Source organism: Candidatus Poriferisocius sp., assembly GCF_965204015.1.
GTDB lineage: Bacteria > Actinomycetota > Acidimicrobiia > Acidimicrobiales > Bin134 > Poriferisocius.
In genome coordinates this window covers 291,239-303,393 of sequence record NZ_OZ241965.1, presented here as the reverse complement: position 1 = coordinate 303,393, position 12,155 = coordinate 291,239, and the positions used below count along the sequence as shown (strand labels likewise).

Here is a 12,155-nt window from a genome sequence, read left to right as displayed (position 1 = left end):
CTCTCGGGAGTGGTGTAATTGGCAACACACCGGGTTCTGGTCCCGATATTGGGGGTTCGAGTCCTCCCTCCCGAGCTTGATGCCTCCGCAGGTGGCGCAGGGATCGTGGCATGGGTAAGACTGTCTGCCGCGTTGTATAGCCGGTACGCCGCCAGAGGAGCGCGCCGGTCCGTTTAAGGGGGAAACGTGAAGCATCTCCGTTGGATCATCGGCCTCTTGGCCATATTCGCATTGGTCGCAGTGTCGTGCGGCGGCAACGACGATTCGGGCGATTCCGCCCCTGCTGCGGCACCGACCGAAGCCCCCGACGATTCCATGGACGACATGGGCGACGACATGGGTGATGACTCCATGGGCGACGACATGGGTGATGACTCCATGGGCGACGACATGGGTGATGACTCCATGGGCGACGACATGGGTGATGACTCCATGGATGACGACATGGGTGATGGCTCCATGGATGACGACATGGGTGATGACTCCATGGGCGACGACGACATGGACGAGGGCGATGCCGAGCCAGTTGCCACCGAAGAACCCGAAGTCGACCCGTGCGAAGCTGTTGACCTCGAGGCCACCGACATCGGGGTCACCGAAGACACCATCACCGTGCTGGTCATGGCCGACGTCGGCTCCCCGCTGGCCCCCGGCCTGTTCCAGGGCTCCATCGACGGTGTCAAGGCTTGGGCCAACCACGTGAACGCCGAGGGCGGGTTGGCTTGCCGCCAGGTCGAGGTAATCGAGCACGACTCGGCCATCAACCCCACCGAGACCACCAACGGATTCTTGGTGGCCTGCGAGGAGGCTTTTGCCCTGGTCGGCACCACAGCGCTGTTCGCTCTTGATACCACTGATCTCCAGACCTGCTCTGATGCTCATGGGAACGACATCGGGGTGCCTGACTTCGCCTACATCACCACTGAGCCGCCTCACCAGTGCTCGGTCGTGACGTTTGCCACCAGTCGGCCCAACAGTGAGTGCCCCTACGCCGGTACCGGCGACCGGGCCGTGCAAAGCCAGGTGGGCCACGTTCAGTGGCTCCTGGAGAACGTGACTCCGGATATCAACGGTGTGTACCTGATCCCATCCGACCTGCCGTCCACCATCGCCACGTCGATGCCCCAGGTGCGATCCTTCCAGGAGATCGGCATTGTCATCGACGGCGAGCCTGGCGTGAGCGGGTTCACCACCCAGTCGGAGTACGGCGCATATATCCAGATCATGCGGGACAACGACTCCAACTTCGCCTACTCCGGCTCCGACGATCAGTCGATGATCAAGTGGCGCAGTGAGGCCGAAGCCCAGGGCTTGGATACCGACAGCGTGATCTGGATGTGCCAGTTGGCCTGCTACACCCCCAGCTTCCTTGAGGCCGGCGATGTGGTGGAGAACACCTACATGTGGATCTGGTTCCTGCCGTTCGATGAGGCCGACACCAACCAAGAGCTGGCCGACTTCATGGAGGCCATTGATGACCCATTCCCGCCGGCATGGGCCGCGGGCTCATGGGCCGATGGGGTGCTCTTCGAGAACGTCGTCAACGCCATCGTGGCTGAAGACGGCCCCAATGGCCTCACCCGCCAGGCAGTGCTGGACGGTGCCCGCAACCTGACGTCGTTCGACGTGAACGGCTGGTGGAGCCCGGCTGACTACTCCACCACCGAGAACATCATGCCTTGCTTCATGCTGATGCAGGTGCAGAACAACGAGTTCGTCCGGGTGCATCCCGCAGAGCGGGGCGAACTGGACTGCAACCCCGACAACGTGGTCGGCCTGACCAGGGATTGGGGCGCTGAGTTCGGCGGCTAGCCAGGACAGATGTGAGGAGGCCAGGAAGGTCTGAGCTCTTGTGATCTTCGGGGTACGTCATTCGGTTGCGGTTGCCACCGCACTGGGGACGTTGGCGGCAGTGATCATCGCTGTTTTCACCTGGAAGGGCGCCCCTGTCACCAGCGAGACCTTCCTGGTCACCACTTACATCGGGCTCTTCCTCGGTGCCCTTTGGGCCATGTACGCCACCGGTTTGGTGGTGGTGTACACCACCACCGGGGTTTTCAACTTCGCCCAGGGAGCCATCGGCGTGTTCGCGGCATTCTTCTATTGGGAACTCCATGTAAATCGGGGCTGGCACTCTATCCTCGCCCTGTTCGTGGTGGTGGGCCTGTTCGCGCCCGCGCTGGGCGTGGTGCTGGACATCGTGATCATGAGGCGCCTGCGTACCGCGTCGCTGGTAGTGCAGCTCATGGTCACCGTGGCAATCATGGTGCTGCTGTTATCGGTGGTGGGCGACATCTGGGAGGCCGATACTGCTCGCCGGGTGCCGTATTTGTTCGGCATCAACAACGGCATCGACTTGGGACCGTCTCAGCTTCCCTGGCACCGGCTCATCGTGTTTGTGGTGGCTATCGCCATTGCCGTGGCCATGCGATATTTGCTTCGCCGCACCCGCATCGGCACGGCCATGCGGGCGGTGGTGGACAACAGGGAATTGGCCGCCCTGAACGGGGCTCGCCCCAACGTGGTGTCGTCTACCTCCTGGGCACTGGGCTCCATGCTGGGTGCGCTGGGGGGCATCCTCATCGCCCCCGAACTCGGGCTTGATCCCGCAACCCTGAACAATGTGGTTATCATCGCCTTCGCGGCGGCGGCCTTCGGCGCCCTGAAGAACCTGCCCATGGCGGTGATTGGGGCGATGTTGATCGGACTGCTGCGAGCCCACACAGTGGCCTGGCTGGACTTCGGATCCGATTTCCGCTTCGCCCACCTCTCTATTGCCCCGCTGTTGCTGCTGTTCGTGGTCATAGCCTTGCCCCAGGCCCGCCTGGAGGTAGGACGGCTGGTCCATCATCTCCGTCGCCACGAGCGCTTCACCAAGTGGTGGGAGGGACTCATCGGCTGCGGGGTGATCATTTTGCTGGCGGTGGCATTTTCCGGCGGCTGGTTGGACTTCGGAATCTGGGATCCTGGTGCTTGGGGCAGCCGAGAGCTGAACTCGGCCAATGAAGCCATGGCCCTGGCTCTCATCGGCTTGTCGCTGGTTCCCTTGATCGGCTGGGCCGGTCAGATCAACTTCGCGCCGTTGGCCTTTGCCGGATTCGGCGCCTTTGTGTACCTGAAGGTGATAGGAGGAGGGTGGGTCACGTTCTTGGGTTTGGATCGCCTCGGCCTGGATCCCCAGGACATCAGAGATATCGACAACGGCTACTGGATCCTCCTGGTAGGGCTGCTATGCGCGCCCTTGGGTGCCTTGGTAGCCCTTCCCGCCGCCCGTCTCAGGGGCTTGTATCTGGCTCTCATGACTATGGCCTTCGCCCAGGCGATGTCGCTTATCTTCTTCCCCAACCCGTGGGTTATGCCCATCATCGGGACTGGTCGGCAGTTTCCCCACATTGAGCTGTTTGGCGTTACCTTCGACGACCGCCGGGGCTTCTTCCTGCTGCTGATGTGCGTATTCGCTGTCGTTGTCTACGCGCTGGTATTGCTGCGCCGGTCTCGGTATGGGCGAAGATGGATGGCCATCAATGACTCGCAGGCCGCGGCAGCCACCCTCGGGGTACCAGTGGTGTGGACCAAGGTTGTGGTGTATGCCCTTTCAGCGGTGATAGCCGGCATTGCCGGGGTGTTCTGGGCCACTGTTTCGGGCAACGTCGACAGCGTGCAGGGATTCGACTTGCTGATCGGTTTCAATATCGTGCTGTTGGTGGCGGCTGCCGGAGTGTCCATACCGGTGGCTGGCATCTTCTTGATCTTCATTCCGCTGTTCACCGGGCTGGGACACCGGCTGGAAGATGCTGGGAACGTGGATTTTCTGGTCACGCTGCTCGACATCATGACTACTTATGGACCGGGGCTGCTGGTGCTCGGCATGGTGTTCAACCCCCGGGGGGCCATCTTCGAGATGGGCCGGGGATTCTCGCCCATTCTCCCGTGGCGCAGTGATGCCCGAGCCGAGATCGCCGCGGAGAACGCCCAGAAACGTGAGCCGGAGATCGGCGAGTTGGGCCTGGAGCGGCCGTTCACCCCCGAAGAGGTGATCGCCATCGACCGGCGTTTGGGGATCTTGGACGACGTGGTACCGAAGGAGGGCTATGGCGCTTCTCGAAGCTGAGAATGTGGTCATGCGCTTCGGCGGCGTGGTGGCCCTCGACAACGCCTCGGTGGACGTCGACCCCGGTCTAGTCACCGGGCTGATCGGCCCCAACGGCGCGGGCAAGACCACCTTGTTCAACGTGGTCACCGGCTTGCTTCCACCCACCAGTGGCCGGGTGAGATTCGACGGCGTAGACATCACCAGGTCCGGGGTGGCCAAGCGGTCGCAAATGGGCATCGCCCGCACCTTCCAGAAGCTGGAGGCTTTCAACACGCTGAGCGCGTTCGACAACGTGAGGGTGGCGGTGGAGAAGAACCATCGCACCAAGTGGAAGCACCAGCGGGTCAACGACGTGGCCCATGAGATGTTGGGCAAGGTGGGCCTCGACGACGTGGCCGATGTGACCGTGGGTACCCTTCCCACCGGCAGTGCCCGACTGGTGGAGCTCGCCCGGGCCTTGGCCTGTCGGCCCCGGGTGCTGCTGTTGGACGAGCCGTCGTCGGGCTTGAATGAAGAGGAGACCTCCTCCATTGGCCAACTCCTGCTTGAGTTAGTGGCCGACAAAGACAACGATCTCGCGGTGCTTCTGGTAGAGCACGACATGAGTTTTGTGATGGGGGTGTGCGCCCGCATCCACGTGCTGGACTTCGGCAAGATCATCGCGGTGGGCACCGCCATGGAGGTACAGGCTGACTCTGCTGTTCGGGCGGCCTATCTGGGCGGCGACGAATTTCGCGGGGCCTATGCGGAGATCGACGAATGAGCACCAAGTCGGCAACCCCGCTGTTGGAGCTGGTCGGTATCCGGGCCGGCTACGGCACCATCGACGTGCTGCACGGCGTAGATCTGCGGGTCATGCCCGGTCAGGTATATGCCCTCTTGGGGCCAAACGGTGCGGGTAAAACCACCACCTTGAGTGTGGCCAGCGGTCAGATACAGCCCCACGCCGGCTCAGTGCTGCTCGACGGTCACGAGGTGAACGGGGTCTCCCCCGACAGCTTGGCCCGGGCCGGGGTGTGCCTGATCCCCGAGGGCCGGGGCATCTTCCCCAACCTGACCGTGGCCGAAAACCTGCGGATGTGCACCTATGCCGGTGTTTCCTACAAAGACGTACAGGAGCGGGCCTTCGCCCAGTTCCCCCGTTTGCAGGAGCGCCGCAACCAGGTGGCGGGCACTCTGTCGGGCGGCGAGCAACAGATGCTGGCCATGTCCCGGGCACTGTCCACCGACCCGGCCCTGCTGATGCTCGACGAGCTTTCCATGGGGCTGGCGCCCATCATCGTGGAGGAGCTGTACGAGCAGGTGGCCACCCTGGCTGAAGCCGGACTGTCCATCCTGATTGTGGAGCAGTTCGCCCAAGCGGTTCTGGGTGTGGCCAATGAGGCCGCCATCATGCTTCACGGCCGAATCCAGCGCACCGGGCCGCCCGAAGAGATCGCTGAAGAATTGACCGCCGCCTATCTAGGCATGTCCTGAGGAGACACCATGAGTGACACAACCGACGCCACTGGCGACAGCAGCCGGCTGGAGGAGTTCCACGACGAGGTATCCAAGCTCCGCGCTTCCGGCGGCCGGGCCAACCCCGACCGGTGGGTGTTTCGCATCGGCTTGATCCTTACCTTGGTTGGCCTGGTCTTCACGGTGGTCTCCTTCGTCTTGACGGGCAAGGCCTACGACACCGAGGGCACCACCCTCCATCAGTCCAACCACCTTGACTTGATTGTCTCGGCCATATTCGGCTTCAGCATCACGTTCATCGGCCTGGTGATGATCGCAATCAGCTCCTTCAAGCGGTTCATGCGCTATTGGCTGGTCCGGCTCGTCTACGAATACCGCGAGCAGACCGACCGGGTGGTGGGCAGCTAGCGCAAAGGGCGCCGGGCTCAGAGCTCGTCGAGCAGGGCCCGGAGACAGTCGCTAGAGGGGTTCTCCAGCCAGAACGGGTTGTCGGCGGGCATGTCGCCCCGCAGCACGGTGCGGTTCATCACCCGGACTACGATGGCGGTGTAACGGGCCGCGGCGAACACCTCATACCAGGTGGTGTCGCCCGGATCACTCCCGGCGTGAGCGGCGTACATAGCCCGCTGTTCGGCCCGGGTGGGCTCGCCTGCGAGGCGGGGCTGGTTGCCCATGTGCTCGTGCGACCACCGGTCGAACATCAGCCACCACCCCAAGTCCACCAGCGGGGAGGCGATGCAGGCGGCCTCGAAGTCGGTGACGCAGGCGGGCTCGAAGTCCTGCCAGATGATGTTGCCGGGCCGCCCGTCGCCCCAGTTCAGACATAGTCCGTCGTCGGCGGGCATGCTCTCGTAGAGATAGTCGAATCCGGCCTCCAGCACCGGGTGGTCTCGGCCGTCGAGCTCCCGGTCGGAGTAGTCCCGCCAGATCCGCACCTGGGTGGCGGTGCCCGGTTGGTCGTTGGCGGCCACCAGCCAACTGAGCCCGGCAGCCTGCCAATCGATGCCGTGGATCTGGGCCATGGTTCGCAATCCCCGGTCCACCAGTTGGCGACGCTGGTCGGGCCGGGCGTCGAAGAAGAAGCCGGCGCTGGTGTAGATGGGATCTTCTCGCGGAATGTCACCGCCCACGTACCCCATGGCGAAAAACGGCCCGCCCAGTACTGATTCGTCGGCCTCATAACCCACCAGCGGGGCGATGGGGGCATCGCTGTGGGCGGCCACCGCCGACATGACCCGGTACTGGATGTCGACCTCGACGTCCAGCTCGCCCGGCGCCTGCTGAGGGTAGACGGGGGGTTCGGGCAGCTCCCGGCGGAGCACATAGCGCTCGGTCTCCAGGCCACTGCCCCGGTCCACGTCGGCGTCGAACAGCAGGGTCTCCGCCGAGTAGCCCCCTGACGGCACCTCGAATGGGCCTATGTCCACGTTCCGAGCGCCGAGCCGCTCAGTCAGCCATCCGGCCAGTGGTTCCCTCAGTTCAGATCGGTCGCTTCTCGCCCCCAGGATGTCGGGCCCCTGGTCGCTCATGGATCCGTTACTTGTATTCCTCAGCCCGGGGAACCTCGTACAGCGGGTCGGGCGTCATTTCGAGCGGGCCGCCGTGCTCGATCCGCTGGCGAGTGCTGCGGTGCAGCGGGTCTTTGTCCAGTTTGGGGATCACGTGGGTCCCGAACAACCGGATGGTCTCCAGGCAAACCTCATGGTCGAGCTGGATGGGAAGGCCGAATGACACCTGGTCGCAGCCGATCTCGTCGTAGCGCTTCACCTGCTCCAGCACTTCGTCGGGGTCGCCGCACAGCAGGAACCCGGCGGCAATGCGCTCCTCTACGTCCTCGATAGTGGGCTCGGGGACTAGCTCGGGGTACACCGGCAGGCCCTCGGGCTTGGGGAAGGTGTCGTGGTACTTGAACACCAGCGACTGGAGGTAGCTGAGCTGCATTTGCTCGCACACCACGCGGCGGGCCTCTTGGCCGTCCTCCAGGCACACCAGGCCGTTGGCGATCATCACGTTGTCGTTCACGTACTCGCCGGCGGGCTCAGCATGGGGGATGGCGTTCTTGTAGGCCTCCACATGGGGGGCCATGTCGTAGATGGCCGACACGTTGAACCCCAGCACGCCGAGCCCGTGGCGGGCGGCCTTCTCATAGGTGGGGGTGTTGCCCGCGGCCACCCACATGGGCGGATGCGAGTGGCAGTAGGGCTTGGGCAGCACGTTGAAGGTGCCCCAGGTACCGGTCTCGGGAGTCTGGAAGGCGGCGCCGTCGGGGTGGGAGTAGGCGGTGCTGCCCCAGATCTTCTTGAACTCCCAAATCACCTCGTCCCAGTTGGCCTTGGTCTCCGACGGGTCGATTCCGAAGCCGCCGATCTCGTGGCTGCCCGCCCCCCGGCCGGTGCCGAACTCGAACCGGCCCTTGCTCATGTGGTCGAGCATGGCCACCCGCTCGGCCAGCTTGAGGGGATGGTTCACGATGGGATTGAGGTTGAAGATGCCCGAACCCATGTGGATCTGAGAGGTCTGGGCGAAGGAGTAGGCCATGAACACCTCGCTGGCCGAGGTGTGGGAGTAGTCCTCCAAGAAGTGGTGCTCGCTCACCCAGATGTACTTCCAGTTGTGCTGGTCGGCGACCCGCACCATCTCCAGCTCGTTCTCAAAGGCCTGATGCTCCCAGTAGGGGCTGCGGGCCCCGCCCCGGCGAGGCGATCCCTGCAAGAAAATGGCGAACTCCACGACGCTCCTCCCTCTGTCGCTGCGTCCGCAGACTACTCGCCGGTTTCTTGGCAGGCTCAGCCCGACGAGAGGTCTAAAACCACCCGGCCGATCACCTCGCGGCATTCCAGGGCGTCCATCGCCTCAGGAAGTTCTTCGAACGGGTAAGTGGCGGTGACCACTGAGCGGATGCTGCCCGCGTCCCACAGCGCGCTCAGCTCGCGGTGATCATCCAGCCGCTCCTCCCGGCTGTAGCGGGAGGGGATGGCCCCTACCACCGAGTAGTTGCGCTGCACCATGTGGCGGACGTTCACCGGCGCCCACTCGCCGCTGGCGAATCCGATGATCACCAGCCGGGCGTCGCGGGCCGCGCACCGCGACGCTGCGGTATAGGCGTCGCCTCCCACGGGGTCGTACACCACGTCCACCCCCCGCCCGTCGGTCAGCTCCATGACTGCGGCGGCGATATCGCCCTCCCGGTGGTCCACTGTCTGATGGGCCCCGAAGCCTGCGGCCGTCTCACAGCGCTCCGGTCCGCCGGCCACCCCGATCACCCGGGCCCCCAGCGCGGCGCCCAGCGAGCAGGCCGCCGCCCCGGTGCCCCCGGCCGCCCCCAGCACCAACAGGGTTTCGGCCGCTTTCAGCCCGCCCCGGCGCACCAGGCCTATCCAGGCGGTGTGGTAGGGGATCAGGAATCCGGCCGCCGCGGCGTCGTCCATGGAGTCGGGCACGGTGAACGCCGAACCCCCCAGCCCCAGGCACAGCTCGGCGAATCCGCCGTCGCCGGTCTGAAACGAGGTGACGGCCATCACTCGCTGGCCTGGCACCAAGTCCACGCCCTGGCCGGCCTCCACCACCGTCCCGCACACCTCCTGGCCTGGGGTGAACGACCCCTCCGACGGCCCCAGCGGATAGATCCCCCGGCACATGAACACATCGGGCAGGCCGACGCCCACCGCGCCCACCTTCATCTGGAACGTCCCCTCCCGAGGATCAGGGGCGTCCCTGTCTGCCAACCGCAGCACCTCACCCGGCGCCCCCGACCCTTCGACCACCCAAGCTCGCATCCACCTAGCTTCGCCCACCTGGACCACCAGGTGCGAAGCTAACCCCATGGCTGACCGGTACGGATTGGAAACCATCGCCACCGAACTCGACTCCTCTGGAGTGCTCACCGCCACGCTGAACCGGCCCGACCGGGGCAACGGCCTCAACAAGCAGATGCACCTCGACCTGCGGGACCTGTACCGCCGCATTGCCGAGGACGCCGAGGTGCGGGCGGTGGTGCTCACCGGCGCGGGCCGTTCGTTCTGCGTGGGGGCCGACTTCGCGGTGATGGAGGAGAACCTGGAAACCGGGTATCCCGAAGGGCGCCCCGACCTGCTCGACGACGGCATCGACATCGCCCGGGGCGCGCTGCGGGTCCGCCAGCCCATGGTGGCCGCGGTTAACGGCCACGCCATTGGGCTGGGCGCCTCGCTGGCCCTGTTCTGCGACATCGTCTATCTGAGCGACGCCGCCCGCATCGGCGACCCCCACGTGAACGCCGGGCTGGTGGCTGGCGACGGGGGAGCAGTGCTGTGGCCGCTACTGGTCGGGCTCAACCGGGCCAAGGAACTGCTCATGACCGGCGACCTCCTCGACGCCGCCCAAGCCGAGCGCTTCGGCCTGGTCAACCACGTGGTGCCCGCGGAGGAGGTCCTGTCATCGGCGGTCGTTATGGCCCAGCGGCTGGCCGCAGGTCCCCGCCACGCCATCGAGTTCAACAAGCGGCTGTGCAATAAGGAGTTGGAAGACCGGGTCAACCGCCTCTACGACCTGGCCTTCGCGCTGGAAGCCATCACCTTCGACACCGACGACCACCGGGAGGCGGTGGACGCCTTCTTGAACAAGCGCACGCCCAACTTCGGCCAGGGTGAGGAAGGCTGATCGTGGCCAACAACAAGATCTACATCCACGAGTTCATCGACATCATCGGCCACAACCGGGCCAACTACATGCACCACATGACGGCCAACTGGTCACCCATCGCTCAGGACGAACGCGACCAGCTCTGCTACGGGGTATGGGCCATCGTCGGCACTACCAGGGGTTGGCCGCAAGTGCTGAACCTGTGGGAGGAAGACGGCTGGGACGGCATGGCCACCTCATTCCGCCTCGAGTGCCAAGGCGCCGGTGCCCAAGACCCCAAGCTTGCCAAGTGGTGGGCCCAGGCGGCCAACTACCGCAGCGGGGGGACCGATCGGCTGCTGGTGCCCGCCCCCTGGACCCGCACGATCGAGGAGTTGTGCGCCGACGGCGTCACCGGGGAGTGCTACGCCCACGAGCAAATCACCCTCAAGCGGGGAACCTCAGCCGAGTTCCTGGAGCGTGTCCGCACCAACGCCATGGCCGCCTACGAGCCCTTTGGCTGGGAGCTGGTCGGGGCGTGGGAAACGGCCATGGTGGCCGATAACGAGGCCTTCCTGCTGTGGGCCATCCCCACCTGGGAAGCCTGGGCCGATTTCGAGAAGGCCCAGCACACCGGCCCAGGCCTGGCCCGATGGCAGGCCTCGGTGGACGAAATAGTGGAGGGCTGGCACCGCTTCCTGCTGGTAGACGCCCCCCTATCCCCCTTCCGCACCGGCCGCCAACCGGCCCGAAGCGACCGGATCGACTACGAAGATCTTTAGCCGGGAAGATCCCCGCTAGACCGTGATCTTGTAGAGCTCGGCGGCGTTGTCCTGGAGCACCTTGCGGGCCACGTCGTCGCCCACATCGCTTAGTGCATCGGTGGCTTCTTCTAGGCCGAAGGGGTACAGGCAGGTGGGGTGGGGGAAGTCGGTCTCGAAGAGCACGTTGTCGGGTCCGACTTGGTTGATGAGCTTGTCGGGGGACAGGTCCTCGAACCAGTAGCAGCCGTACATCTGGCGGCGGAAGTACTCGGTTGGACTCAGGCTGAATTGGGCCTGTACGTCGGTGCGGAGCTGCTCCATTTGGTAGTCCAGCGACTCCAGCACAAACGGGATCCAGCCCACTCCCGACTCCACCGACACGATCTTGAGCGTCGGATGGCGTTCCAACACACCGGAGAAGATCAGGTTGGCCAGCACCCGGGCATTGGTCAAATACATCATGGCCGAGCCGATGGCCAGCTTTTCGTCGTCGCCCTGCGAGGGCCAAGGCGAGGTGCCGAACCAGCCCATGGAGCTCTCGCTGGCTCCGATGTGGAAGTTCACCGGCAGCTCGTGCTCGCAGCAGAACTCCCACAGCGGCCGCCATGCCTCCTCGCCCAGGTCGGGCAGCCCTCGCAACTGGGGATCGCTGCACATCACGATGCCCCGCAAGCCCAAACCCACGATGCGCTCGGCCTCGGCCAGCGAGCCCTCGATATCCCACCACGGGATCAGCCCCATCGGGAACAGCCGCTCGCCGGAGTTCTCCTGGATCTCGGCCATGGCGTCGTTGTACACCGATACGCACAGCCGCTTGAGCTCCACGTCTTCGATCTGACCGAACTTCTGGCTGCCGAAGCCGGCCAGGTTGGGGTAGAGGATCTGGGCGTGGATGCCGATCTGGTCCATGACCTCCACCCGGGCGTCCATGTCATAGGCGCCGGGATGGACGTCTTCGATGGTCCAGCCCATGAAGTCGGTGCCCAAGGCCTTGCTGCCATCGGGGCGCACCACGCCGCTGGCGGTGGCGAAGCCCAGGGGTTCCCCGTCGAGGACCCAGTGAGGCCTCCCATCCACATCGGCCACCCTCGGAAGGCGGTCGGCATAGTCCGCCGGCGCCCGGCTGCTCCAAAGGTCGTGGGGTTCGGTCAAATGCGTATCGACGTCGATTACCCGGATCTGATCTCGCGTTGCGGTCATGCCCAAGTTTGACACGTTTTTCTCGACTGCTTCTTTGTCGG

At 64.7% G+C, this 12,155-nt stretch carries 11 protein-coding genes and 1 tRNA gene; 8 read left to right on the top strand and 4 right to left on the bottom strand.

Annotated features, from left to right (window positions below):
* Window positions 1–3: 3 nt before the first annotated feature.
* The 6 genes from ACOGJC_RS01365 to ACOGJC_RS01340 all read left to right on the top strand — a co-directional run bounded on the left by ACOGJC_RS01365 (window position 4) and on the right by ACOGJC_RS01340 (window position 5,959).
* Window positions 4–75, top strand: a tRNA-Gln gene (locus ACOGJC_RS01365).
* Window positions 76–186: 111 nt separating this feature from the next.
* Window positions 187–1,812, top strand: coding sequence for an ABC transporter substrate-binding protein (locus tag ACOGJC_RS01360; protein ID WP_419846716.1), 1,626 nt, complete (start codon window positions 187–189; stop codon window positions 1,810–1,812).
* 100 nt (window positions 1,813–1,912) lie between these two features.
* Window positions 1,913–4,111 carry an ABC transporter permease gene (locus tag ACOGJC_RS01355; RefSeq protein ID WP_419846715.1) on the top strand — a complete coding sequence of 733 codons (2,199 nt, stop codon included), beginning with the start codon at window positions 1,913–1,915 and terminating at the stop codon, window positions 4,109–4,111.
* Window positions 4,092–4,856, top strand: a complete 765-nt coding sequence (locus ACOGJC_RS01350) for an ABC transporter ATP-binding protein (RefSeq protein ID WP_419846714.1) — start codon at window positions 4,092–4,094, stop codon at window positions 4,854–4,856. Before ACOGJC_RS01355 ends, ACOGJC_RS01350 begins: the two co-directional genes overlap by 20 nt.
* The gene (locus ACOGJC_RS01345; RefSeq protein ID WP_419846713.1) at window positions 4,853–5,569 is read left to right on the top strand and encodes an ABC transporter ATP-binding protein; all 717 of its coding nucleotides are present in this window, start codon (window positions 4,853–4,855) and stop codon (window positions 5,567–5,569) included. The genes ACOGJC_RS01350 and ACOGJC_RS01345 overlap by 4 nt, the downstream gene beginning before the upstream one ends.
* Before the next feature lie 9 nt (window positions 5,570–5,578).
* Window positions 5,579–5,959, top strand: a complete 381-nt coding sequence (locus ACOGJC_RS01340; RefSeq protein ID WP_419846712.1) for a hypothetical protein — start codon at window positions 5,579–5,581, stop codon at window positions 5,957–5,959.
* Window positions 5,960–5,976: 17 nt separating this feature from the next.
* Here ACOGJC_RS01340 and ACOGJC_RS01335 read toward each other — a convergent pair whose 3' ends face one another.
* From ACOGJC_RS01335 to ACOGJC_RS01325, 3 genes are read right to left on the bottom strand one after another with little or no spacing between them, the layout of a single operon-like run.
* Complete coding sequence (locus ACOGJC_RS01335) at window positions 5,977–7,080, bottom strand: phosphotransferase family protein (protein WP_419846711.1); 1,104 nt, start codon at window positions 7,078–7,080, stop codon at window positions 5,977–5,979.
* 7 nt (window positions 7,081–7,087) lie between these two features.
* Window positions 7,088–8,281 carry an LLM class flavin-dependent oxidoreductase gene (locus ACOGJC_RS01330; protein WP_419846710.1) on the bottom strand — a complete coding sequence of 398 codons (1,194 nt, stop codon included), beginning with the start codon at window positions 8,279–8,281 and terminating at the stop codon, window positions 7,088–7,090.
* Between the two features lie 56 nt (window positions 8,282–8,337).
* Window positions 8,338–9,375 carry an NADPH:quinone oxidoreductase family protein gene (locus ACOGJC_RS01325; protein WP_419846709.1) on the bottom strand — a complete coding sequence of 346 codons (1,038 nt, stop codon included), beginning with the start codon at window positions 9,373–9,375 and terminating at the stop codon, window positions 8,338–8,340.
* Between ACOGJC_RS01325 and ACOGJC_RS01320 the strand changes: the two genes are divergently transcribed.
* Both ACOGJC_RS01320 and ACOGJC_RS01315 read left to right on the top strand, forming a co-directional pair.
* A complete protein-coding gene (locus ACOGJC_RS01320; RefSeq protein WP_419846708.1) occupies window positions 9,374–10,189 on the top strand; it encodes an enoyl-CoA hydratase/isomerase family protein in 816 nt (271 codons plus the stop codon). The two genes, ACOGJC_RS01325 and ACOGJC_RS01320, sit on opposite strands and share 2 nt — an antisense overlap.
* Window positions 10,190–10,191: 2 nt before the next feature.
* Window positions 10,192–10,932, top strand: a complete 741-nt coding sequence (locus tag ACOGJC_RS01315; RefSeq protein WP_419846707.1) for an NIPSNAP family containing protein — start codon at window positions 10,192–10,194, stop codon at window positions 10,930–10,932.
* Window positions 10,933–10,947: 15 nt separating this feature from the next.
* Here the strand turns inward: ACOGJC_RS01315 and ACOGJC_RS01310 are convergent, their stop codons facing one another.
* A complete protein-coding gene (locus ACOGJC_RS01310) occupies window positions 10,948–12,114 on the bottom strand; it encodes an amidohydrolase family protein (RefSeq protein WP_419846706.1) in 1,167 nt (388 codons plus the stop codon).
* Window positions 12,115–12,155: the final 41 nt, after the last annotated feature.